This window comes from Micromonospora acroterricola (genome assembly GCF_003172955.1).
In the GTDB taxonomy this organism is placed as follows: Bacteria; Actinomycetota; Actinomycetes; order Mycobacteriales; family Micromonosporaceae; genus Micromonospora; species Micromonospora acroterricola.
Genome location: NZ_QGKR01000195.1, coordinates 62,707 through 87,163, shown reverse-complemented (window position 1 = coordinate 87,163; position 24,457 = coordinate 62,707). Strand labels below are relative to the sequence as shown.

Annotated in this window: 20 protein-coding genes; 10 read left to right on the top strand and 10 right to left on the bottom strand. The window is 71.4% G+C overall.

Translation table 11 applies throughout. The annotated features are described in order from the left end of the window. Positions 1-91 precede the first annotated feature (91 nt). Positions 92-1,267, bottom strand: a complete 1,176-nt coding sequence (locus DKT68_RS14980) for an ROK family transcriptional regulator (protein WP_109818014.1) — start codon at positions 1,265-1,267, stop codon at positions 92-94. A 167-nt stretch (positions 1,268-1,434) separates the two neighbouring features. Here DKT68_RS14980 and DKT68_RS14975 point away from each other — a divergent pair, with 167 nt between their 5' ends. Next, a complete protein-coding gene (locus tag DKT68_RS14975) occupies positions 1,435-2,889 on the top strand; it encodes a glycoside hydrolase family 3 N-terminal domain-containing protein (RefSeq protein ID WP_109818013.1) in 1,455 nt (484 codons plus the stop codon). Between the two features lie 260 nt (positions 2,890-3,149). On the opposite strand, the gene DKT68_RS14970 is transcribed toward DKT68_RS14975, so the two are convergent. From DKT68_RS14970 to DKT68_RS14960, 3 genes are all read right to left on the bottom strand, one after another. Beyond that, positions 3,150-4,613 carry a cation:dicarboxylate symporter family transporter gene (locus DKT68_RS14970; RefSeq protein WP_201749043.1) on the bottom strand — a complete coding sequence of 488 codons (1,464 nt, stop codon included), beginning with the start codon at positions 4,611-4,613 and terminating at the stop codon, positions 3,150-3,152. Between the two features lie 46 nt (positions 4,614-4,659). Beyond that, positions 4,660-5,322, bottom strand: a complete 663-nt coding sequence (locus DKT68_RS14965) for a GNAT family N-acetyltransferase (RefSeq protein ID WP_109818035.1) — start codon at positions 5,320-5,322, stop codon at positions 4,660-4,662. Between the two features lie 92 nt (positions 5,323-5,414). Next, the gene (locus DKT68_RS14960; RefSeq protein ID WP_236646902.1) at positions 5,415-5,894 is read right to left on the bottom strand and encodes a DUF4396 domain-containing protein; all 480 of its coding nucleotides are present in this window, start codon (positions 5,892-5,894) and stop codon (positions 5,415-5,417) included. A 212-nt stretch (positions 5,895-6,106) separates the two neighbouring features. On the opposite strand from DKT68_RS14960, the gene DKT68_RS14955 reads away from it, so the two are divergent. Then, positions 6,107-6,304: a DNA repair protein gene (locus DKT68_RS14955; protein ID WP_109818011.1), complete on the top strand. Its 198-nt coding sequence runs from the start codon at positions 6,107-6,109 to the stop codon at positions 6,302-6,304. Positions 6,305-6,418: 114 nt separating this feature from the next. Then, a complete protein-coding gene (locus DKT68_RS14950; protein ID WP_109818010.1) occupies positions 6,419-6,934 on the top strand; it encodes a hypothetical protein in 516 nt (171 codons plus the stop codon). Positions 6,935-6,944: 10 nt separating this feature from the next. On the opposite strand, the gene DKT68_RS14945 is transcribed toward DKT68_RS14950, so the two are convergent. Together DKT68_RS14945 and DKT68_RS14940 are read right to left on the bottom strand one after the other, a co-directional pair. Continuing rightward, on the bottom strand, positions 6,945-7,676 hold the full coding sequence (locus tag DKT68_RS14945) for a Clp protease N-terminal domain-containing protein (protein ID WP_109818009.1): 732 nt from the start codon (positions 7,674-7,676) through the stop codon (positions 6,945-6,947). Positions 7,677-7,764: 88 nt separating this feature from the next. Further along, positions 7,765-8,781 carry a glycosyltransferase gene (locus DKT68_RS14940; protein WP_109818008.1) on the bottom strand — a complete coding sequence of 339 codons (1,017 nt, stop codon included), beginning with the start codon at positions 8,779-8,781 and terminating at the stop codon, positions 7,765-7,767. Positions 8,782-8,916: 135 nt separating this feature from the next. On the opposite strand from DKT68_RS14940, the gene DKT68_RS14935 reads away from it, so the two are divergent. Next, positions 8,917-9,744 carry a DUF72 domain-containing protein gene (locus tag DKT68_RS14935; RefSeq protein WP_201749047.1) on the top strand — a complete coding sequence of 276 codons (828 nt, stop codon included), beginning with the start codon at positions 8,917-8,919 and terminating at the stop codon, positions 9,742-9,744. A 66-nt stretch (positions 9,745-9,810) separates the two neighbouring features. On the opposite strand, the gene DKT68_RS14930 is transcribed toward DKT68_RS14935, so the two are convergent. After that, the gene (locus DKT68_RS14930) at positions 9,811-10,137 is read right to left on the bottom strand and encodes a hypothetical protein (RefSeq protein WP_109818006.1); all 327 of its coding nucleotides are present in this window, start codon (positions 10,135-10,137) and stop codon (positions 9,811-9,813) included. 162 nt (positions 10,138-10,299) lie between these two features. Here DKT68_RS14930 and DKT68_RS14925 point away from each other — a divergent pair, with 162 nt between their 5' ends. The 6 genes from DKT68_RS14925 to DKT68_RS14900 all read left to right on the top strand — a co-directional run bounded on the left by DKT68_RS14925 (position 10,300) and on the right by DKT68_RS14900 (position 19,792). Then, positions 10,300-10,725, top strand: coding sequence for a VOC family protein (locus DKT68_RS14925; RefSeq protein ID WP_109818005.1), 426 nt, complete (start codon positions 10,300-10,302; stop codon positions 10,723-10,725). A gap of 1 nt (position 10,726) precedes the next feature. Beyond that, entirely contained in the window at positions 10,727-11,278 is a 552-nt protein-coding gene (locus DKT68_RS14920; protein WP_109818004.1) for a YdeI/OmpD-associated family protein, read from the top strand. A 105-nt stretch (positions 11,279-11,383) separates the two neighbouring features. Next, positions 11,384-12,478 (top strand): J domain-containing protein, encoded by a 1,095-nt coding sequence (locus DKT68_RS14915; protein ID WP_109818003.1) that lies wholly within the window; start codon positions 11,384-11,386, stop codon positions 12,476-12,478. Between the two features lie 296 nt (positions 12,479-12,774). Next, a complete protein-coding gene (locus tag DKT68_RS14910; RefSeq protein WP_109818002.1) occupies positions 12,775-15,915 on the top strand; it encodes a glycosyl hydrolase family 95 catalytic domain-containing protein in 3,141 nt (1,046 codons plus the stop codon). Between the two features lie 69 nt (positions 15,916-15,984). Then, on the top strand, positions 15,985-18,111 hold the full coding sequence (locus DKT68_RS14905; RefSeq protein ID WP_109818001.1) for a ThuA domain-containing protein: 2,127 nt from the start codon (positions 15,985-15,987) through the stop codon (positions 18,109-18,111). Between the two features lie 163 nt (positions 18,112-18,274). Beyond that, on the top strand, positions 18,275-19,792 hold the full coding sequence (locus DKT68_RS14900) for a hypothetical protein (protein ID WP_201749042.1): 1,518 nt from the start codon (positions 18,275-18,277) through the stop codon (positions 19,790-19,792). Between the two features lie 13 nt (positions 19,793-19,805). Here DKT68_RS14900 and DKT68_RS14895 read toward each other — a convergent pair whose 3' ends face one another. From DKT68_RS14895 to DKT68_RS14885, 3 genes are all read right to left on the bottom strand, one after another. Beyond that, positions 19,806-20,375 (bottom strand): kinase, encoded by a 570-nt coding sequence (locus tag DKT68_RS14895; protein WP_109818000.1) that lies wholly within the window; start codon positions 20,373-20,375, stop codon positions 19,806-19,808. A 220-nt stretch (positions 20,376-20,595) separates the two neighbouring features. Further along, a complete protein-coding gene (locus DKT68_RS14890) occupies positions 20,596-21,195 on the bottom strand; it encodes a hypothetical protein (RefSeq protein ID WP_109817999.1) in 600 nt (199 codons plus the stop codon). Positions 21,196-21,400: 205 nt separating this feature from the next. After that, complete coding sequence (locus tag DKT68_RS14885) at positions 21,401-24,385, bottom strand: glycoside hydrolase family 3 protein (RefSeq protein ID WP_109817998.1); 2,985 nt, start codon at positions 24,383-24,385, stop codon at positions 21,401-21,403. Positions 24,386-24,457: the final 72 nt, after the last annotated feature.

Sequence of the window (24,457 nt, the reverse complement as noted above, 5' to 3'; positions counted from 1 at the left end):
GGCGGCCCGGCAGGCCCACGCGGTTGCGGCAAGAGCTTGCAGCACGCCGGCCGGCGGTGAAATATTCCTTCACATGACCGCCCCAGCGGGCTCAGCCGACGGTGGAGCCGAACACCTCGTCGCGGACGGCGTCCAGCGCGGTGCGCAGCGCTCCGCGCAGGATCGGCTCCTCGGTCAGCCCGGTGGGCACCACCCGGGGCCGCACCAGCGTGATCGCCGCGACCTCCTGCTGCACCCGGTCGGCGAGCGCGGCACCACCGGCCTGGCCGACCTCGCCGGCGAGCACCACCAGCGGCGGGTCGAGCACCACGCAGGTGCTGGCCACGCCGAGCGCGAGCCGGCGGGCCAGCTCGTCGAGCAGGGGGCCACCACCGTCGCCGTCGGCGACGGCCGCGCGGACCGCCTCGGCGGCGTCGGCGTCCGGGTAGCCGTGCTCGCGGGCCACCGCGCGCACCGAGTCCCCGCCGATCAACTGCTGGAACGCCGGCTTGGCGCGACGGGAGACGTCACGCGGGATGGGCGCGCCGGGCACCGGCAGGTAGCCGATCTCGCCGGCCGCACCGCTGCTGCCGTGGTGCAGGCGCCCACCGAGCATGATCGCCAGACCGACACCGGCGCCCACCCAGACCAGCACGAAGTCGGCCAGCTCCTGCGCGGCCCCGGACTGCGCCTCGGCCACCGCGGCCAGGTTGACGTCGTTCTCGAAGACGACCGGGGTGTGCAGGTCGTCGCGCAGCGCCGCCAGCAGGCCGCTGTGCCAGCGCGGCAGGTTGAAGGCGAAGGTGATGTCGCCGGTGTGCGGGTCGACCAGGCCCGGCGTGCCGAGCACGATCCGCCGTACGCTGCTCAACTGCGCCTGGGCGCTGCTCGCGGCCTGCACGACGGCGTTGTGCACCACTCCCACCGGGTCGTCGGTGTCCCGGGTGGACTGTTCCACCCGGCCGATCACGGCGCCGGTGATGTCGGCACAGGCGGCCACCACCCGGTCCGGCCCCACGTCGACACCGACCACGTGGGCGCTGCTCGGACGTACCGCGTAGAGCTGGGCGTTGGGCCCCCGCCCGCCGGCCTGCTCGCCGACGCGGGTGACCAGGCCTCGCTCCTCCAGCCGCTCGACCAGCTGGGAGGCGGTGACCTTGGACAGCCCGGTCAGCTCGCCGAGCCGGGCCCGGGTCAGCGGCCCACGCTCGAGGAGCAGTTCCAGCGCGGCACGGTCGTTGAGCGCCCGCAACAGGCGGGGGGTGCCGGGCAGCCGGGTCGCACTCATGCCACGTCCTCGTGTTTTAGTAAACTTTGCTAACTGTAAACCGACCTGCGAACGGGTAGCCGTAGCGTATCGGCCACCCGGGGGCGGAGCGCTCGGCCGACCCGGCAGGGCGATGACCACCGCCGGTAGGACATCCGTACCCGTGGGTACCGAAGGGGGAAGATCACGTGGGGCTCGATCCAGGACTGCGCCGGCTCGCGCTGGGCACGCTGCTCGCCGCGTACCCGGGACCGGTCCCGCCCGACTGGGCCGTCGACCTGGTGGCCGACGGACTGGCCGGGCACACCCTGTTCGGCACCAACGTGCACGACCCGTCCCAGGTGGCGGCGAGCACGGCCGCGCTGCGCGCCGGTCGGGCGGACGTGCTGATCGCCATCGACGAGGAGGGTGGCGACGTGACCCGGCTGGCCCACGCCACCGGCAGCCCGTACCCCGGCAACGCGGCCCTCGGCGCGATCGGCGACGTGGCGCTGACCCGACGGGTCTACCAGGCGATCGGCGCCGAACTGGCCGCGCTCGGCATCACCGTCAACCTCGCCCCGACGGTGGACGTGAACTCCGCCGACGACAACCCCGTGATCGGCACCCGGTCGTTCGGCGCGGACCCGGTGCGGGTGGCCGCCCACTCGGCCGCCGCCGTGACCGGTCTGCAGGCAGCCGGTGTCGCCGCCTGCGCCAAGCACTTCCCCGGCCATGGCGCCACCGTCACCGACTCCCACCACGAGCTGCCCACCGTGGACGTCCCGCTGGGCCTGCTGCGCCAGCGGGACCTGCCGCCGTTCGCCGCGGTCGTCGCCGCCGGGGCGCGCGCGGTGATGACCGCGCACATCCGGGTGCCGGCACTCACCGGCACCGGACCGGCCACCTTCAGCCGGGCCGTCCTGGTCGACCTGCTCCGCACCGAGTACGGCTTCACCGGCGCCATCATCACCGACGCGCTGGAAATGAAGGGCGCCGCCCTGGCGGCCGGCGGTGTGGGGCCGGCCGCGGTCCGGGCCCTGGCCGCCGGCGCGGACCTGCTCTGCATCGGCGCGAAGGTCGACGCCGAGCTGGTCGAGCGGGTCGCCGCCGAGATCGTCGACGCGCTCACCGACGGCCGGCTGGCGACCGCCCGTGTCGAGGAGGCGGCCGGCCGCGCCGCCGCCCTCGCCGCCTGGACCCGGGCCGCCGGCGGGTCGCCGGCCACCCCCGACACCGACCTGGGGTACGCCGCGGCGCGCCGGGCGGTCCGGGTGGACGGGGTGCTCACCGGCATGGACCAGCCGCTGGTGGTGCAGCTGCACACCGAGTCCACCATGGCCGAGGGGCGGGTGCCGTGGGGTCTCGGCCCCCACCTGGACGGCGTGCAGGAGGTCCGGGTGATCGCCGCCGAGACCGACACGGCGACGCTGCGCGGGCTGGCCGGTGACCGGCCGATCGTGCTCGTCGGGCGGCACCTGCACCGGCTGCCCGGCGGCCCGGAGCTGATCGACCGCCTGGCCGCGGAGCATCCGGTGACCGTGGTGGAGATGGGCTGGCCGGCGCAGTGGCGCCCGGCCGGCGTACGCGCCTTCGTCACGACGTACGGCGCGAGCCACGCCAACGGCCGGGCGGCCGCCGAGGTGCTCGGACTGGCCGGCTGACGCCGGGTTCCCGGTCCGCCCGCACTCTGCGTCACCACGCCTCGCCGGACACCCGGAGCACTGCGATCCAGGTCAAGTCCGTTACTCGACACTCCGAACCGACAGCTCGCACCTTGCACCGAGCCTGCTCGATACGTAGCGTGATCGGCACGTACCGGCCCGCCCGTCGCGCGGCCGGTCACCCGAAACCGGGACCTGGGGGAAGGTTGCGGACCGTGGATCCGGCCCGGGATCCACGGTCCGCGCCCCGCGACGGAAGCTCAGCGTTGCGCGGGCACCCGTGCCGGGTCGGCGTTCCGCTCGTCGACGACGGTCCCGTCGTGCGCGGCGTCCTCGTCGAGCATGGTGGCCTCGTCGAACGGGTCCTCGCCGCGCAGCACCCGGTTGGCCCGGCCCCGGTCGAAGCCGCCGGTCCAGGTGCCGACCAGCACGGTGGCGACCGCGTTGCCGGCGAAGTTGGTCAGCGCCCGCGCCTCCGACATGAACCGGTCGATGCCCACGATCAGCCCGACCCCGTCGACCAGCTCGGGCTTGTGGGACTGGAGCCCGCCGGCGAGGGTCGCCAGGCCGGCGCCGGTGACCCCGGCGGCTCCCTTCGACGCGATGATCATGAAGAGCAGCAGCGACACCTGCTCGCCGACCGACAACGGCTTGCCCAACGCGTCGGCGATGAACAGCGACGCCATGGTCAGGTAGATCGCGGTGCCGTCCAGGTTGAACGAGTAACCGGTCGGCACCGTGATCCCGACGACCGGCCTGCTCACGCCGACGTGCTCCATCTTCGCGATCAGCCGCGGCAGCGCCGACTCCGACGACGACGTCGAGACGATCAGCAGGAACTCCCGGCCGAGATACCGCAGCAGGGAGAAGATCGAGATCCGGGCCACCAGCCAGAGCAGCGCGCCGAGCACCAGTAGCACGAAGATCAGGCAGGTGGCGTAGAAGCCCAGCATGATCTGCGCGAGGCTCTTCAAGGCGTCCACCCCGGTGGCGCCGACCACGGCCGCGATCGCGCCGAACGCGCCGATCGGCGCCAGCCACATGATCATGGCGAGGACCTTGAACACCACCCGCTGGAGTACGCCGATCGCGGCGATCACCGGCTCGCCCCGCCGGCCCAGGCTCTGCACGGCGAAACCGACCAGCAGCGCGACCAGCAGCGCCTGGAGCACGTCCCCCTCGGTCAGCGCGGAGAACAGCGTGGTCGGGATGATGCCGAGCAGGAAGTCGACCGTCCCCTCCGCCTCGCCCTCGGCGGCCTGCTGCCCGGCGCCGGCCAGGGCGTCGTTGAGCTGGAGGCCGGAGCCGGGGTGGATGAGGTTGCCGACCACCAGGCCGATGGCGAGCGCGACCGTCGACATCAGCAGGAAGTAGCCGAGGGCGAGCCCGCCGACCTTGCCCACCTGCGCGGCCCGGCGGACCGAGCCGACCCCGAGCACGATGGTGCAGAAGATGACCGGGCCGATCATCATCTTGATCAGCGCCACGAACCCGGTGCCCAGCGGAGCCAGGGACTTGCCGAACTCCGGCCAGAGGAAGCCGACCGCGATACCGGCCAGGACCGCCAGGATCACGGCAAGGTAGAGAAAACGGGTGCGGTCCGGGCGCCGGGCCGGCTGCGCCACCGGATCGGCGCCGGGCGGGGCGCCGTCACCGGGCGAGGTGGCGGAGGTGGCGCCGGGATCGGGCACGGGATCCGGTTCGGGTGCCTGGGTCGCTGCCATGCCGGCACCCCTACCCACCCGGATCCGCCGTCACACGGACGGCTGCTCAGCGCGGGTAGACCCCGTACGCACGCCAGCCCCGGTCGGGGAAACCAGCCGCCTCGGCGACCCGGGCCGAGGCGTGATTGTCCCGCTCGTGCAGGTAGGTGGGCACCGCGCCCTCGTCGAGCACCCGCCGGGCCGCCTGTGCCACCAGGCGACGGGCGAGGCCGCGACCTCGGGCGGCGGCGACGGTGCCGACGGCCAGCTCCCGCCCGTACGCGTCATGTCGTTTGATCCCGGCCCCGGCCAGGTAGGCGCCGTCCGCGTCGCGGACCACCAGCACCGGCCGGTCGAAGAGCCGCAGCCAGGCCGGCAGCCCGGGGGCGGTCGGCTCGGTCCACTCCCCCACGTCGGGCAGCGGCGCAGGGGCCAGGGTCCACCGGAAGGGGCCGTCGTGCACGCACCAGTCGGGCAGCCCGACAGCCTCCGGCAGCCGCGGAAGCAGCTGGTCCGGCGCCCGCTGGAGCAGTGCGCGGATCGCCGCGACCCGGTCCGGCGGCACGGAGAGCACGCCGCTCTGCCCGGTGTCCACGGCCAGCGCCGGGCGCAGCCGGCCGTCCCAGGCCGGCTTGGCCCGCCGGTGCGAGGCGATCACGTGCAGCCCCGGCCCGGCCGGCCACTGGCCGAGCCAGGTGGCCAGGTGCAGCTGGAGCCGCCGGTCGAGCATGCGCACCTCCCCGTCACCCGGCCCCTCGTGGATCACCGTACGCCGGGCGGCCCGGCCCGGCGGACGATCCCCCAAGGGCCGGGCTCGCCGGGTCAGGACGCCGCCGGGGCGTCGCGGTGGTGCCCGCCGTGGTGGTGCTGGTGCACCACCGCGTGTCCCCTCCCCCGCACGATCAGCGCACGGTTCACCGGCACGGTGACGGCGAAGGCCACCGCCAACGCGCCGGCCAGGCTGCCCCAGAACAGTGGGTCGGTGAGGCCGGCCCGCATCGCGCCGGGGACGGCCAGCATGACGCCGTTGTCCACCAACTCCATCACCGCGATGCTGAGCGTGTCGGCGACCAGGGCAACCCGGATCGCCCGGCCCAGCGGCAGGCCCGAGCGCAGCACCGGGCGGATCGTCAAGGCGTACCCGAAGACGAACGCCAGGGCGACCGCCAGGGCGATGGTGGCCAGGTCGGACCAGCCGAGCGCGGTGCCGATCACCATGCCGAGCACCTCGCCGATGGCGCAGCCGGTGAGGCAGTGCAGGGTCGCGGCGATGGCCAGTCGGGTGGGATTCGTGTTCTCCATGCCCGGGACCATATACCCCCCGGGGGTATTGAGTCGAGCGACAATCGTCACTCTTCGTCAAGTCGCGGATCCGGTCGATTACCGACGGGGCGCACGGGGTACGGCCCGGTCGACCGTCAGCTCGACGCGCCCATCAGCCGGAACCGGGCGTACCTATCGACCGTCATATCTATTTCCATACATGGACACCTTTCTTTGGGACGGTATTGGGCATGCCGATTCAGCCGAACGACCGCTACCAGCAGGACCCCGAGCGACTCTGGCGGGCAGCGGAGGCCGCCGGACGTTTTCCGGCCCAAGCGCGGTACCACGGGGCCCGCGCGACGAGCGCGACGGAGGCCCTGCCCTGGGCGGAGCTGAACAAGCTGCCGGCGGGCCGCTCCAGCCGGCGCGGCCTCAACACCCGCTGACCCGGCGGGCGCCGACCGCGACACACCCGGGCCGTCCAGCGCTGGCGTTCGCACACCTGTCGGGTAATTTCTTCTGGTCCGGCACCCCGGCCTACGACAGGAGAAGCTCCGCGCATGGGCAAGAAGACGATCCACGTCTCCGACTTCACCGGCACCGCCCTGCAGGACGACGACGAGGTGGTCCGCATCGTCGTCCTGGAGCACCCGGACCTCGTCGCCGGGCCCGTGCAACTGGACGCCACCCCGGCCGAGGTGGAGAACATCGACGACGCCGCGCTGGACGTGGCGGTCGTCGAGATCCATGACCGTCACGGCGGCGGCGAGCCGCGACGGGTGGTGCTGACCGCCAGCGAGTTCGACGCGATGGCCACCGACGTGCCGATGGCGCAGCTACTGAAGACGGCCGAGCGGGTCCGGCCCCCGAAGACCCGCAAGAGCGCTGAGAAGATCGACTACGGGACGCTGGACCACGCCGGCAAGCCGCACCGGGGACGGGTCACCGAGGAGGAGGCTCGACTGGTGCGTGAGCGACTCGACGAGGTCAACAAGCGCCTCGCCGACGCGGGCGTGCGCCAGATCGACCCGGCCGACCCGGAGCACGCCCTGCGTTACGGCTTCCCGACGCCCTGAACGCGGGAGGTCACTTCTGCTGGACGGCCGCGGCGAGGGCGGCGGACAGGTCGGCCTCGACGGCCGCCTTCTCCAGGCCGAGGGTTGTGAGCACACCAGAGCCGTCCTCCTGCTCGAGCAGGGCGAGCAGGATGTGCTCGGTGCCGATGTAGTTGTGCCCGAGCCGCAGCGCCTCCCGGAAGGTCAGCTCCAGCGCCTTCTTGCCGCGCGCGTCGTACGGGATGAGATCCGGCACCTGGTCGGCCGGCGGTGGGAGGGCGGCGCCCACCGCCTCCCGCACCGCCTCCGGGGAGGCGCCCCGACCAGCCATCACCCTGGCGGCCAGCCCGTCGGGCTCGGAGAGCAGGCCCAGCACCAGGTGTTCGGGGCCGATTTCGGCGTGGCCGGTGGCCCGAGCCTCCTCCTGCGAGGCCACCACCACGTTGCGGGCGCGAGGCGTGAACCGGCCGAAGCCCGCGTTCGGGTCGAGCGCCGCCGCATCGGTCGAGGCCTTCGGCACGAAGCGCTTCTGGGCGGCCTGCTTGCTGACCCCCATGCTGCGGCCGATGTCGGTCCAGGAGGCGCCCGAGCGCCGGGCCTGGTCGACGAAGTGACCGATCAGGTGGTCGGCGATGTCCCCCAGGTGATCGGCGGCGATCACCGCGTCGGTGAGCTGGTCGAGCGCATCGCTGTGCGCTTTCTTGATCGCCTGGATCAGATCGTCGAGGCGAACGGTACCGGTGATCTGGAGTGGATCCGTCATGCGTCAACCATAAGTTGACGCTCCCGTTCCGTCAACCTGAAGTTGACGATCACTGGGACAACTCCGGTGGCCGACCCAACGGCCGGCGTCAGCCGGCCTCGGCGTACTCCGGTAGGCGGTGGGCGACGGCGGCCGGGGAGGGCATGCGGGCGATCTCCTCGGCGATCGTCCGGGCCGCGTCGCGGTGCTCGGTGTTCCCCTGGCGGGGCAGCAGCCGCCGGGCGTGCTCGGCCACGGCGTCCGCGTCGACCTGGTCGGGGAGCAGGCGCAGGGCGGCGCCCGCGGAGCTGACCGCCTCCGCGTTGGCGAACTGGTCGGCGCCCTGCGGCAGCATCAGTTGCGGGACGCCGACCGCGAGCGCGCCGAGGGTGGTGCCGCTGCCGCCGTGGTGCACCACCACGTCGACGTGCGGCAGCAACTCCGTCTGCGGCACCCACGACCGCACCGTGACGCGGTCGGGAATCTCGCCCAGCTGCTGGGGGGGCACCCGACCGGCGGCGACCACCACCCGCCCGCCCAGCGCCGCCAGACCCGCGATGGCCGTCCGCAGCAGCTCCGCCGTACCGAACGCGGTGCCGAGCGTCAGGTAGACCAGCGGACGGGACGCGCGGTCGGTGACCCAGACGGGCACCGGGGCCGGCGTCGAGTACGGGACCGGCCGCAACTCGATGCGCCGTTCCGTGGCGAGGAACCCCTTGTCCTGCAGGGAGGGCGGGCAGATGTCGAGGTGCGCCCGGCCGGCGACCTCGGCGTTCCTCGTGGGCAGCTCGAGACCGATGCCGTCGGGAAACATCCGGCCGAACCCGTGCCAGATCCCCGGGATGCCGGCCCGCTGGGCGGCGACGGCCGCGCCCGGCAGCCCCCACTCGTGCACCACCAGGTCGGGGCGCAGCCGCGCCAGCTCCGGTTCGAGATCCTCGGCGTACACCTCGTAGAACGCGTCGCCGGGCCGGAACGGCCGCAGGCCGTTCGCGGCCAGCGGCTCGTGCACCTCCGACCCGGCGGCGAAGTGCACCTCGTGGCCGGCGTCCCGCGCGGCGATCGCCAGCGGGATCAGCGGGTAGGTGTGACCGACGGACGCCAGGCTGGCGAACAGCACGCGCATGTCGGCGGACGCTACACGCCCGCACCGCCGGCCCCGTACCGTCCGGCGGCACGTATACCGTGGGCCCCGGTCAGACCGCCGGGGCGCGGTTCACCGGTGGGAAGGACGGTCATGCGTCTGCACGTGGGGTGCGCGATGTGGACCCACAGGTCGTGGCAGGGGCGCCTGCTGGCGCACCCACTGCCGCCGCAGGAGCGTCTGCGGCACTACGCCAGCTGGTGCGACGCCGTCGAGGGAAACACGACGTTCTACGCGACGCCGGCGCGGGAGACCGTGGCGTCGTGGGCGGCGCAGACCGATCCCGACTTCCGGTTCGTCCTCAAGCTTCCCAAGGTCGTCACACACGAACGCCGGCTCACCGACGCCGATGAGCCGATGCGGGCCTTCCTGGAGGCGGTCGAGCCGCTCGGCCCGCGCGCCCACGCGCTCTGGATCCAGTTGCCCGGGTCGTTCTCCCCGGCCGATGTCCCGACCCTGAGCCGCTTCCTGGCCCGGCTTCCCGGGTCCCACCGGTACGCCGTCGAGGTCCGCCATCCGGCCTTCTTCACCGACGCCCGCGCGACCCGGCTCCTGGAGGAGACCCTCACCGCGGCGGCCGCGGAGTGGGTTCCCTTCGACACCACCGCGTTCTTCGCGAGCCCGCCGACCAGCGACGGGGAGCGGGACGCCTGGACGAAGAAGCCACGGGTGCCGCTCCGCTCGCTCGCGCTGACCGACCGGCCGATCGTCCGCTACCTCGGTCGCGACGACACCACGCGGACGGTCGAGGGGTGGCAACGCTGGGTCGACATCGTCGCCGACTGGCTGCGCGAGGGGCGCTCCCCGACGGTGTTCATCCACACCCCGGACAACGCCGACGCACCCGTGCTCGCCCGCCGCTTCCACGACGAGGTCCGGGCGCGCGTACCCGAACTCGCCGCGTTGCCCGAGCCGATACCGGTCGAGCCCCTGACTCTCTTCTGATCCGCAGCGCGACACCGGGCGGGCGGGGCGACACGTCGGTCTCCCGCCCGTCCCGGCATCGGTGGGTCAGACGGCGCGGAAGCTCGTCCAGCGTCCGGCTTCGTAGGTGCGGAGCGTGCCCACGCCGGTCGCCTGCCCGGAGCAGTCCGGGGTCTGGTAGAAGGTGACGTCCCGGAAGCCGCTCCATCCGACGTGGCTGTCCGCGGTCGGGGGCAGCGCCGTGCAGGCGCCGGTCGGGGCGGGGACGTTCGCGACCCTCGTGGCGAATGTTCCACTGTAGAAGGTCAGGCCGGATTCCTGCGCCGAGGCGGGCGTTGCCAGGAGACCGAGCCCGGCTGTCATGATCGCGGACATGGTCAGAACGGCTCCGGCCCTGGCTGCTCGTGCTCGCATGCACCACTCCCATACATCGACAACTGTTGAGATCATCGTTGCTCGGTCTTGTTGCTGTCGCAAGTATTTCAGCGAGGAATACTTCGACAGTTCATTGCGGAAGCTCTCCTTCCGCAATCGTCGATAGCGTGGCCCACGACGGCATCGACGAGGGGACACACGATGAGCCTGCGAGGCTTCGCCACACTCAACTTCTGGGCGGACGACGTGGCCGCGGCCACCGCCTGGTACGAGGAGTTCCTGGGCACGAAGGCGTACTTCCTCCGGCCGGGCCCCGATGGGCGACCGGCGTACACCGAGTTCCGCATCGGCGACTACCAGGGCGAGCTGGGCATCATCGACCGCCGGTACGCGCCGGCCGGCGCGGCGAGCGGGCCCGGCGGCGCCGTCATGCACTGGCACGTCGACGACCTCGACGCCACCGTGGCGCGGCTGCTGGCGATGGGCGCCACGGAGTACCAGCCGATCACGCCGCACGGGGACGAGGGGTTCGTCACGGCCTCGGTGGTCGACCCGTTCGGCAACGTGCTGGGCGTCATGAGCAACCCCCACTACCGCGACGTCCTCTCGTCGATGACGGCGGAATGACGTGGACGTGCTCGACTTCCCCGATGCCGCGGCATGGGAGTCCTGGCTGGCCGGGCAGCACGAGGTGAGCGGCGAGGCATGGCTGCGGATCGCCCGGCGCCACTCGGGGCTCGCCTCGATCACGATCGTGGACGCGCTCGACGTGGCCCTCTGCTACGGCTGGATCGACGGCCAGCGCAGGTCCCACGACGACGTGTCGTTCCTCCAGCGGTACTCGCGCCGCCGACCGCGAAGCTCGTGGTCGCAGGTCAATGTGGCGAAGGTCGAGGCGCTGGCTGCGGCCGGGCGGATGCGGCCCGCGGGGCTGGCGGAGGTCGCCGCCGCGAAGGCCGACGGGCGGTGGGACGCGGCGTACGAGTCGCAGCGCGCCGCCGCCGTCCCGCCCGATCTCACGGCCGCGCTGGCTGGCGACCCCCGCGCAACCGTGGCCTTCGAGCGGCTCGGTCGATCCGCCCGGTACGCCGTGATCCTGCCGCTGCTCAAGGCCCGCACCCCGGAGACGCGCGCGAGGATGGTGGCCCAGGCGGTCGCGCGACTGGCCAGTCAGGGGTAGGGCCGCTGCCTTGCCGAGCGGGGCGGGGTCCGTAGGCATCGACAATTGCTGTTATGATCACGGCGGCACGCGCGAACCGATTATTCGTAAGATCCGGTGGATATCATGGTCCCTGACGGACAGGATCCGTACACGCTTCTCGGCGTGACGCGCGAATCGTCGGTCGCGGAGATCCGTGAGCGTTACCTCGTTCTCGTGCAGATCTGGCATCCCGACAAGCATCAGTCGAGTCCCGCGAAGGTCCGGGAGGAAGTCACCCGGCAGATGCAGCAGATCAACGCGGCGTACGAACATCTGACCGCCGCCCACGAGCGCGCGGCCCGCGACCGACAGAGTCGCGAACGCCAGGAACGCCAGACACGTGAACGCCAGAACCGCGAACGTCAGGACCGCGAACGTCAGACCCGTGAGCGCGAGGACCGCGAACGTCAGACCCGTGAGCGCGAGGACCGCGAACGTCAGACCCGCGAACGCCAGAACCGTGAGCGTGAGACGCACGACCGCCGGGACCGCGAACGCGAGGCACGGGAACGGCAGGACCGTGAGCGGGAGACCCGCGAGCGGGAGCACCCCAGGGCTCAGTGGACGCACCCGGGACTCGCGGGGGCGAGCCAGCAGGACAAATTCTCGGGCGCGTCGTCGACCATTCACCCGATTGCAATGTCGCTCCGCTCCGGGGAAAGGGGTTACACGCTCCGGGCGTATCTCGACGAAGAACGGACCGAGGCTGTTTTCCCCGGCGCGCAGAGCCGCCTGCTCCTTTTCCGGTCTTTGGAGTCGATGCGCAAGTATGTGGCCAGGACCGAAGCGCATGAATTGGCGAGATTGGCGGGCTGGGAAGACTTCGTCGACCAGTTGGGCAGCACGGCGACAGAGCCGGACGACGACCATTGCTTCGACTTCGACCTCGTTCTCTACAGCCTGCGGTATCCGCCGACGCAGTGGGTCCCGGCGTTGTTCGTCGCCAACCGCGACTTCGTTCGAGAGGTCTCCGAGGCGTTCAGTATCGACGACGTGCTCAGGCTGCTGACCGTGGGCTCACCGCTGGATTATCTCGACGACCTGTTCCGGAGCGTCGACAAGCCGGTGGCCGGGTGGGGCGCACGGCGTCAACTCGCGTCGCTCAACGGGGGGCTGGTCAGCAACGCCTGGCGAAAGGCGCTCCACGGGATCGAGGAACACGTCCGCTGGCTGCGGTGAGCTGCGGCAACCGATCATGCGGGACGCAATAGATCCGATGTCTCGCACCGCGCTCCCGTCCAGTGATCCCAAACTTCTCCCGCGCCGGGGATTGACCCTCGAAGACCTCCGATGTTAACTGCATGTCAACGATGTGGGTCGATGTTCACCTGATCGTCGGCAACCCCGGCGCGGTGGGCACCCTCCCAGATCCGACTCGACATCGCCCTCGTTTCGGCGGACGTGGGCAGACCGGGGCACTCCCCCCGGGGTGCGAGGCATGCATCCGCACGGACGATCCAGAGGAGATCGTGTCGATGAAGATGACGACGCCGCTACGAATCGCGCTCGCCGTCCTGCTCGCCGGTGGTGTCGTCGCCACCGGACCGGCCGGACCGGCCACCGCGGCCCCGACGGACGCCGCGTTCGGCGCCGGCACCGGGACGCTGAACGTCAACCGGGCCGGCTACCTGGCCAAGCACGACATCGTCTACAACCGCCCGAACACCAACCCCCTGCACGGCCTCACGGTCGGCAACGGCCGCACCGGCGCCATGGTCTGGAACGCCAACGGCCTGACCGCCCAGGTCTCCGGTGTCGATCTGTCCCAGCAGTCGACCTACGCCGCCGGGCTGGTCAACCTGTACAGCAACCCGCAGCTCGACACCGGCTACACCACCTTCGAGCAGCGACTCTCGCTGTACGACGGGACGCTGACCACGAAGTACGACAACAACCGCACCGTCACGGTCATGGGCGCGCCCAACTCCGAGGTGATGGGCATCCACGTCGAGGACAGCCGGCCCGGGGTGACCAGCGTCGGCCTCGACCTGAGCCTCTGGGACATGAACACCGTCCAGAACATCGCCGACGTCCCGGACCTCAACACCTGGCGTACCGTCTCGACCTTCGCCGACGCCACCGGTGTCGGGTTGAGCCGTGGGCAGACCGATGCGAACAACTTCGGGTACACCCTCGCGGCCACGGTCGAGGGAGCGTCCTACACCTCCCAGGTGGTCAACGGCACCCGCGTCCGCCTGACGATCACCCCCACGTCGAGCTACACCGTCTGGTTCACCGCGGCCAGCCGGATCAACTCGCCCGGCCTCAACTCGGTGACCCAGGCGAAGAACCAGCTGGCGGCGGCCAAGAGCGCCGGCTACGCCACCACGTTGAACAACTACCGCAACTGGTGGCACGACTTCTGGGCCAGGTCGTTCGTCCAGTACTCCAACGCCGGCGGCGACGCCGACTACCTGGAGAACGTCTACTACCTGGCGACCTACATGATCGCGGCCGGCGGCTACGGCAACTACCCGCTGCACTTCATCAACGGGGTCTTCCGAGCCACCCAGGACAACTCCAAGTGGAGCAACGGGTACTGGTACTGGAACCAACGGGACGTCTACAACTCGTTCCTGGCCAGCAACCACCTCGACGTGATGGCGGGCTTCAACCGGCTCTACAGCCGCAACCTCGCCTCGCTGAAGTCGTACACCACCACCCGCTACGGCAGTGACGGGCTCTGGGTGCCGGAGACGATGGGCTGGGACGGCAACGCCCGGGGCACGGTCAACAGCGACTACGTCAACGACCTCTACTCCACCGGCACCGAGGCCGCCTACAACATGTACCTCCAGTACCGGTACAGCAACGACGAGGCGTACCTGCGCAACACCGCCTACCCGTACATGCGTGAGGCGGTAAAGTTCTACGAGGACATGCTGGACCACGACGCCGCCACCGGCCGGTGGTACATGGCCAACTCGAACGCCCACGAGACGTACTGGGACGTCCGCAACGCCATCACCGACCTGGCCGCGGTGCGGCTGCTCTTCCCGCTGGCGATCCAGGTGAGCCAGCAGCTCGGCCTCGACGCCGGGTTGCGGGCCAACTGGCAGACCATCGTCAACAACCTGGCGCCCTACCAGGTCCAGAACGGGGCGTACCTGCCGCACGACCCGCCGATCTCGCAGACCCGTAACAACGAGAACGTGTCGCTGGAGCTGGTCTGGCCCTACGACCAGACCGGCATCGGCTACCCCGACCAGCAGACCGCCATCAACACCTGGAACGTGCGGCCGCACCCGTACGGCAACGTCTGGTCCAACGACCACGTGCACGCCGCCCGGCTCGGCCTCGGCAACCAGGCGTTCCAGGGCATGCGGACGATGCTGCAGAAGTACCAGAACTATCCGAACGGGATGACCAACAACACCAACGGCGTCTTCGAGTACCTCGGCATCCACCTGGCGGCGATGAACGAGTCGCTGCTGCAGTCGTACAACGACAAGATCCGGGTCTTTCCGGCCGTGCCGACCGACTCCAGCTTCGTCGGGAAGTTCACGCTGCTGGCCAAGGACGGGTTCCTGGTCAGCTCGGAGCGGGAGGCCGGCGAGGTCAAGTACGTCGGGCTGCGCAGCCTGCACGGCAAGACGGCCCGGGTGGTGAACCCGTGGGGTGGTCAGGAGGTGCGCGTCCGCCGTACCTCGGACAACGCCGTGCTGACCACCACCTCGGCCGCCGAGATCAGCTTCGCCACCGCGGCGAACACGGTGTACGTGGTGGAGCGCACCGCCAAGCCGCTGTCGACGTACGCGGCCACCACCCTGACCGGCACCGCCAACCAGGGCGAGAAGAGCCTGTCGGGCACCGCCTCGACGCTCGGTCTCGGCGGCGTCGGCGGCGGGGGGCTGGTCAACGACACGATGCTGACCTACGACGCCAACTGGCACCACACCACCGCCCGGGGGTACGGCGACTACAACGACGACACCCACCACAGCACGACCGTCGGCTCGGCGGCCAGCTACACCTTCACCGGCACCGGGGTCGAGTACCTGTCGGAGCGGTTCAGCGACATGGGCAACGTCGACGTCTACCTGGACAACGTCCTCCAGACCAACGTCAATCTGAACGTCGCCGGCCCCCGCCAGGCCCAGCAGGTCGTGTTCCGCAAGACCGGGCTGGCCAACGGCACCCACACGATCCGCATCGTCAACAAGACCACGTCGGTGGGCATGGTCGACGCGTTGCGGATCCTCACCGGCGGCCCACCGGCGACCGGCGCGGTCGCGCTGCGGGCCCAGGCCAACGGCCGCTACGTCAGCGCCACCAACGCCGGCGCGGGGAACCTGGTCGCGTCCGCCACCGGTGTCGGCGGCTCGGAGCAGTTCGACCAGGTCGATCTCGGCGGCGGCACCGTCGCGCTGCGGGCGCGGGTGAACAACCAGTTCGTCTGCGCCGAGAACGCGGGCGCCAACCCGCTGGTCGCCAACCGGGCGTCCGCCGGGTCGTGGGAGACCTTCGCCCTGGTCCGCAACGCGGACGGCTCGGTCAGCCTGCGGGCGACGGTGAACAACAGGTACGTGGTCGCCGAGAACGGCGGTGCCGAGGCGCTGATCGCGAACCGGGAGGCGATCGGCCCCTGGGAGAAGTTCGACCTGATTCCCGTGTGACGCCGGAGCGGCGGGCCCGAGCAGGGCCCGCCGCTCCGGCATCGTCTCCGACCCCCGCAAGGAGCCCTCATGCGCAGACGCGCCATCACCGCGGTCGCCGCCGTGGTCGCCGGACTCACCGTCGCCGCCGGCACGGCGACGGTGACCTCGGCCCCGGCCGAGGCCGCACCGCTGACCAAGATCCTGGTCTTCTCCAAGACCGCCGGCTTCCGGCACTCCTCCATCCCGAACGGCGTCGCCGCGATCCAGCAGCTCGGCGCGGCGAACGGCTTCACCGTCACCTCCACCGAGGACGCGGCCACCTTCACCACGGCCAACCTCGCCCAGTACCAGGCGGTGGTCTTCCTCAGCACGACCGGAGACGTGCTCGACGCCGGTCAGCAGAGCGCGTTCGAGGCGTACATGAGCGCCGGGGGTGGCTTCGTCGGCGTGCACGCCGCCGCCGACACCGAGTACGACTGGCCGTGGTACGGCGGTCTGGTCGGGGCGTACTTCGCCTCGCACCCGGCGACCCAGCAGGCGACCGTCCGGGTCGAGGACCGGGCCAACCCCTCGACCGCGCACCTACCGTCGACCTGGACCCGCACCGACGAGTGGTACAACTACCGCGCCAACCCCCGCTCCGCGGTCAAGGTGCTGGCCAGCCTCGACGAGTCGTCGTACAGCGGCGGGTCGATGGGTGGCGACCACCCGATCACCTGGTGCCACGGCTACGGCGGCGGACGCTCCTGGTACACCGGCCTCGGCCACACCGAGGAGAGTTACAGCGACCCGAACTTCACCCGCATGCTGCTCGGCGGCATCCAGGTGGCGGCCGGCGCCGTGGCGGCCGACTGCCGGCCGGAGCCCGGCTACACCCCGCTGTTCGACGGCACCGAGGCCAGTCTCGCGCAGTGGCGGCAGGCCGGGTCGGGCGGCTTCACCCTGGCCGACGGGACCCTCACCTCGTACGGCGGCATGGGGTTGCTCTGGTACCCGGTGCGCACCTTCGGCAACTACTCACTCAAGGTCGACTGGATGATGCCGGGCGACGACAACGGCGGGGTCTTCATCGGGTTCCCCGACCCGCAGGGCGACCCGTGGGGCCCGGTGGACGCCGGCCACGAGATCCAGATCGACGCGACCGACGCCGACCCCTCGCGCACCACCGGCAGCGTCTACAGCTTCCAGGCGCCGAACCAGGCCGCCCGTGCGGAGGCCCTCAACCCTCCCGGCTCCTGGAACACCTACGAGATCGGGGTGCACGGCCAGCGGGTCGAGATCTGGCTCAACGGAGTCAAGATCAATGACTACGTCAGCGGCCGGGCCATCGCCAACGGGTACATCGGGTTGCAGAACGACGGCGCCGGGCTGGACATCAACTACCGCAACGTGCGGATCAGGACCGACGGCCCGAGCGAGCCTCCCGCCACCGACGTGGCCCGAGGTCGGCCGGTGATCGCGTCCAGTGTGGAGCCAGGCAGCGCGCACGTGGCCGCCAACGCCGTGGACGGCAACGCGGGCACCCGGTGGGGCAGCGCGTACGCCGACCCGCAGTGGATCACCGTCGACCTGGGCGCCACGTACGCGGTCAACCGGGTCCGGCTGGCCTGGGAGACGGCCCACGCGCGGGCGTACCAGGTGCAGGTGTCGCCGGACAACGTCACCTGGTCGCCGGTCCACACCACGACCAGCGGGGACGGCGGCGTCGACGACCTCACCGTCGCTGGCACCGGCCGCTACCTGCGGGTGTACGGCACCCAGCGGGCCACCCAGTGGGGCTACTCGCTGTGGGACCTCAACGTCTACGGCACCCCGTCCGGCGGCACCCTGCTCTCCCGGGGCCGGCCGGTCACCGCGTCCAGCGTCGAGCCGGGCAGCGCACACGTCGCCACCAACGCGGTGGACGGCAACACGGGCACCCGCTGGGGCAGCGCCTACGCCGACCCGCAGTGGATCACCGTGGACCTCGGGGCGTCCCGCACCCTCGACCGGGTCCGGTTGACCTGGGAGGCGGCGTACGCGCGGGCGTACCAGGTGCAGGTGTCCACGGACAACGTGACGTGGTCGCCCGTCCACACCACGACCACCGGCGACGGCGGCGTGGACGACATCCCCATCTCGGCCACCGGCCGCTACCTGCGCGTCCAGGGCACCCAGCGCGCCCTGCCCGCGTACGGCTACTCGCTGTGGGAGCTGGAGGTCCACGGCACCTGACCCTGTCGCCTCCCCGTTCCACCGCCTCGCCTCCCGAGGCACCGATCCCCCACCGGGCCCGCCGTCGGACCATCCCCTCCGGCGACGGCGGACCACCACCAGGGCAGCCGGTGCGGCCGGCGTCCCCCGGCCGCACCGGCTGCCCCCGACCCGTTGGAGCGTCATGCACCCGAAGAACCGCTGGCTGCGCGTGGTCGCCGCCCTGGTCGCGGCGATCGGTCTCGCCGCCGCCCCCACCCCACTCGCCCAGGCGCGCGCGGCGGCGCAGCCGCCGACCGCCGCCGCCGCGCCGATCCAGCCCATGGCCGCCACCGCCAGCAACGTGCACATCTTCTACTACTCCTGGTACGGCAACCCCAGCGTCGCCGGCAGCTACCGGCACTGGCCGCAGGGCGGTCACACCCCACCGCAGGACGTCGGCGCGAACTTCTACCCGACGTTGGGCGCGTACGACTCCGGCGACCCGGCCACCGTGCGTCAGCACATGGCCTGGATCCGGGACGCCGGGGTCGGGGTGCTCGTCTACAGCTGGTGGGGCCAGGGTTCCTACGAGGACAACCTGGCCCGGACCGTGCTGGACGCGGCCGCCGAGTACGGGCTGCGGGTCGCCTGGCACCTCGAGCCGTACACCGGGCGGACGGCCGCCTCGACCGTCGCCGACATCACCTACATCCACAACCGGTACGGCAGCCACCCCGCGTTCCACCGGGACGCGGCACACGGCAACCGGGCGCCGTTCTACGTCTTCGAGAGCCTGCGGATCACCGACTGGTCGCCGCTGGCGCAGGTCCGCAACACCAGCATCGTGCTGGCCCAGACCACCGACACCACCAAGGTCGCCCACTTCGGCGGGATGTACACCTACGACGGGATCGCCGGTGCGACTGCCCCCGGCTGGGCGTCCACCAGTGCCTACTGCCGGGCCAACGGCCTCGTCTGGGCGCCCTCGGTGGCGCCCGGCTACCTCGACGACCGGGCGGTCCCGGGCAACACCACACCGACCGCCGACCGGGCCAACGGCGCCATGTACGACCAGCAGTGGACCAACGCGTTGAACCCCGCGCACGGCGGCCCGCCGACCTGGGTGTCCATCACCTCGTTCAACGAGTGGCACGAGGGCTCGACCATCGAGCCGGCGAGCGCGAACCCGCCGGGCGGGCACGGCTACCTGACCTACTCGGGCGCGTACGGCCGCACCGGTGTCGCCTCCGAGACCGCCTACCTGGAACGGACCCGCTACTGGGCCAGCCGGTTCGATCCCTCCGTCGACCCGGCGCCCGGCCCGCAGCGGCCGGTGAGTCTGCGCGCCCACGCCAACGGCCGCTACGTCAGCGCCGCTGCCGGTGGCGCCTCCGCCCTGATCGCCGACCAGACCGCGATCGGCACGGCCGAGCAGTTCGACCTCGCCGACCTCGGCGGCGGCACGGTCTCCCTGCGTTCCCGCGTCAACGGCCGGTACGTGACCGCGGAGAACGCCGGAGCCGCCCCGCTGATCGCCAACCGGACGGCGGTCGGGCTGTGGGAGAGGTTCCACCTCGTCCGCAACGGTGACGGGAGCGTGAGCCTGCGCGCCGCGGTCAACGACCGGTACGTGGTCGCCGACAACGCCGGGGCCGCGCCGCTGATCGCGAACCGGACCGCGATCGGGCCCTGGGAGCGGTTCGACCTGGTCGGCGGCTGACCGCCCGTCGCGCCTACGGAACGATCGGGAGTACGTCGTCGTCGCGGCCGGTCTGGGGTAGCCCGGCGGCCGCGGCGATGGCCTCGACGGCTTCCTCCAGCCCGGTGCTCTCCGCGAGGACAAGTTCGTCGGGCCAGCCGAGGACGTCGTGCGCGGCGTACCAGCCACTCATCTGCTCGGCGGTGAACTCGCTGACCTGTGGGCGGGTGAGGTGCCGGCGCAGAGTCTCGGGCAGGGACACGTCGAGGTAGCAGAACAGCGACTGCCCCCGGTGACCGTCCCGCAGGCCCGTCAGCATGCTCCGGTAGCGGCTGGTGTGCAGGATGCCCTCCAGCACGACGTGGTAGCCGTGGTCGAGCGCGAACCGGACGGTCTGCCCGATGAGCGCCGGCGCCGCGCCGCCGGGCTTGTCCCGCTCGCGCAGCACGATGCGCCGCAGGTAGTCCTGCTCGACCAGCGCACAGCCCCGACCGTGCCGACGCCGCAACTGCCGGGCGATGCTGCTCTTACCCGAGCCGGAGTTGCCCCGGACGCAGACGAGGATCGTGTCCGGACTGCCGGTCGGGAGGGCGTCAGCCACCATGCGCTCTCCACCACCGTCCTTCAGCAAATCACCGACGCGCGCACTGTCGACGAGGCCGTCAAGGAAGCGCAGACCCGGGCACGACGGCGCTGGCAACCATTAGACGCGGTCGAAGGCGGCAGCCGCACGGCTCTCAACCTTTCGTCGCACCTCTTCCGCGTCGTCTCGGGTGACGGAACCGGTGGAGGGAGCGGAGAGGCAAGCGTCATGCGTCCACCGGTCAGCGAGGGGATACGTGGGAGCAGTTCTCTGGCTCGGCATCGCCGGCGACCTGGAAGTCTCCGCAGGTGAGGAAGCGATCGTTCAACCGGCCAACGGCATAGCCGGTGAGTGTCACGGCGGCGACAACAGCCACGACTGCGATCTTGGCTCGTCGGTCCGGCAGGGTGAAGTAGTCCGGTGCGAGCAACCGCGCGACGACCCAGGCAACGATCGGCGACACAGCCACGGTCGCCACGAGCAGGATCCGATCCACGACAGTTGAGAAGGCACCTGACTCACTGGCCGGAAAGACGAGCCGCACCAGGGTGAGCAGGAGCGGAGGAGCGAACAGGGCCAGCAGCCACGGATGGATCCGCGTCCGAGAGCGCATGATCAACGCTCCCAGCAGCACGACCATCGCCACGACGAACAGTTGCTGCCGAAACGGGTAGAGGAGTGTGCCGTAAGCGCCGAAGCTGAAAGCAACATGCCACGCGTACAGGGACGCGCCGATGGTGATGGCGAAGAAGCCACCGAGTCTTCCTCCGCTCGGCCCTGTCTGGTCGAATCCCTTCAACAGGTCGTCTTCCGCCAGCCGACGCCGCTTCGACTCCGCCACACCGTTTGCTTCCCACACTGGCGTCATCAAAACGGAACTCGTCCAGCATCAGGACGAGTTCCGGGACGTGGGCGACACCGCGACCTCCCGGAGCGGATCCAACCACCTTCGGGTTCCTCGGCTCGTCCACCGGCATGCTCAGCAGGCGGCCGGCCCGGGACCGGGTCGACGATCGACCCGGCCCCGGCCCCGGCCCCGGCTCCGGTCACCGGATGGAGAAGTTCGCCAGCCGCAGCGCGGAATCGAACACCAGGTACACGTCGTGGGTGCCGGCGGCGCGGGTCAACTCGGCGCTGACGTCGACGTACCGGTAGTCGTCGCCGGTGCTGGGCACGGTGGCCGTGCCCAGCAGCCGCCCGGTGGGCGAGCCCAGCCGGACCTGGATCGTGCTGGCGCCCGCGCCGGCCTTGGCGACCCTCGCGGTGAGGGTGTGCGCACCGGGGCGTAGCGCGGAACCGGCGAAGGCGATCCACTGGCCGGGCGCGGTGGCGCCGACGGCCGTACCACTGGCCTTCGTCTCGTCGACCAGCCGGACCCCGGCGTACCGGTCGAAGTTCTCCGCCCGGGTGGAGCGGGACAGGTCACGGGCCGGGATCACCTCACCCCGTACCCGAATCGCGGTCCGGGCCCGGATGTCCTTCGCGGACGCGCCCACCATCAGGTCGTGGACGGACGACTCGACCACCCACCGGCTGCGGGTGACGTCCCAGTGCGCCAGGTCGACGGCGGGCAGTCGCAGCGTCACGGTCCGGGTCTGCCCGGGTGCGAGTTCCACCCGCTGGAACGCCTTGAGCTGGCGGATCGGGGTCTTGACCCGCGAGGTCCGCTGGTGGGTGTAGAGCTGGGCCACCTCGGAACCGGCCCGGCTGCCGGTGTTGGTCACGTCGACGCTGACGGTGATGGTGCCGTCGGCCGCGACCGAGGTGGCGCCGGTGCGCGGCGGGCCGTACCGGAACCGGGTGTACGACAGCCCGTGGCCGAACGGATACAGCGGCTTCGCGCTGCTGTACAGGTAGGTCTGCCCGGACGTGATGATGTCGTACTCCAGCAGGTCTGGTGGCAGTTGCCCGTCCGAGCGGTACCAGGTCTGGGTGAGCTTGCCGGACGGGTTGCGGTCGCCGAACAGGACGTCGGCGACGGCGTGCCCGGTCTCGGCGCCCGCGTGGGTGGTCCAGACGATGGCCGGGACGTGCTCCTGCTCCCAGTCGATGGTGACCGGGTAGCTGGTCTGGAGCACCAACACCGTACGCGGGTTGGCCTTGGCCACGGCCTTGACCAGCGCCTCCTGGCCGGCGCTCAGTGCCGTGGAGGTGCGGTCGTGCGCCTCGCGCCCGTTGATGAAGGGGTTGCTGCCGACGACCAGGACGGCGGTGTCGGCCGCCTTGGCCGCCGCGACGGCCCGGTCGATTCCGCTGCTGAGCACCTCGCGACTGAAGTGGGTCGCGTCGGCCGCCGTGGACGCGCCGAGTTTGAGGGCGCCGTCCGGGCCGACCGTGACGTACGTGTCGGCGCCGAACCAGCTCTCCGTGGTCTCGTAGCCGGCGTAGCGCAGCGCGACCGTTCCGTCGGCCTGCGGCTCCAGCTTGAACTGCTGCTGCACGTACCAGCCGTTCGGCTGCTCGTCGCGGGTGAGGAACGGCCCCCAGTTGTAGCCGAGGTAACGGCCGTTGGCGGCGTTGCGCAGCGTCACCACGTCCTGGCCCCAGTCCACCACGTCGAACTGGGCGGCGAGCGCGGCGGTGGCGCCGGTGGCCGCGACCGGGTCGGCGTCGGTGGTGCCGGTTGCCGTGACGTACCGGCCGGTCGCCGGATCCTTCAGTGCGATCCGGTCCGCCCCGTCGAGCCCGCTGACGCTGGCCGAGGCGCCCAGCCGTTCGCGGATACCGTCGAGCGCGGTCACCTCGTACGGCAGGTCACCGCCGTACCAGTCGGAGTAGAGCGTGTCGGCCAGCGGACCCAGGACGGCGACCTTGCGGGTCCGGGCCGGGTCCAGCGGTAGCGCCTGCCGGGAGTTCTTCAGCAGCACCATCGCCTCGCCGGCGGCCTGCCGGGCCAGCCGCTGGTGTTCCGGGCTGTTGATGACGTCCGGGGTGATGCCGCCGTACCGGCCGCCGCCCGGGTCGAACTCACCCAACCGGAACCGGACGTTGAGGATCTCCCGGATCCGGGCGTCGATGTCCCCCTCGGTGAGCAGCCCGGTGGCCAGCGCCTGCTTGATGGCCGTCACGGTCGGCTGAGCGTTGGTGTCGTCGGTGATGAAGCTGCTGAGGCCGGCCTTGATGATCGCGGCGTTCGCCTCGGCCTGGGTGGCGTAGTACCCCTGGGAGGCGACGAGGTTGTTCGGCGCCCAGGCGTCCGTGACGTTCATCAGCGGCTGGTCGGTCCAGCCGCGCACCACCGTGGCCAGGTCCGGGTCCACGGTTGCGGGACGACCGTTGATCAGGTTGTACGCGGCCATCACCCCGGTCGCCGCGTCAGCGGCGATGGCCGGCTTGAAGGCGGCGCGGTCGTACTCGTTGAGCACCCGTGGCGGCACGTTCGAGGAGGTGACGTCGCGCCGGACCTCGTTGTTGTAGGCCAGGTAGTGCTTGAGGGTCGGGGCGCTCTTCAGGTGGTCGGGGTCCCCGCCGGTCATCCCCGAGCCGTACGCCGTGGAGATCGCGCCGGTGAGCAACGGGTCCTCGGAGTAGCCCTCCTCGTTGCGGCCCCAGCGCGGGTCGCGGAGCAGGTTGACCACCGGCGCCCAGAGGTTGAGACCCCAGACCCGGGGGTTCAGTGCGTGGTAGCCGCGCGCCTCGTCGCCGACGGCCGAGCCGACCCGCTGGATCAGGTCGGTGTTCCAGGTGCTCGCCATGCCCACCGGCTGGGGGAAGACAGTTCCGTTGGCCTTCACCACCGCGCCGTTGTTGTCGATGTCGGTCGACCAGGCGACCCCGTGCAGGGCCTCGGTGCCGGTCTTGAACAGGCCGATGCCCAGCCGGGGAACGGCCGGCTGGTACTGGTGCAGCCACGAGATCTTCTCGTCCTGGGTGAGCCGGCCGAGCAGGTCGTCGACCCGGGCGTTCACGGGCAGGTGTGGATCTCGGAAGGGGTAGGTGGGTTCGGCGAGCGCCGTGCCGGGAACGGCCGGTAGGGCCAGCAGGGCGAGGGCGAGGGCGGTGATTCCGCGCCGGAGGCGCCTGTTCCGCATGCGGTTCTCCTCATGTCGTACGACCGACGCCCAGGGGGCGCCAAGACCGGCGTGGCCAGGCCCGACACCCGG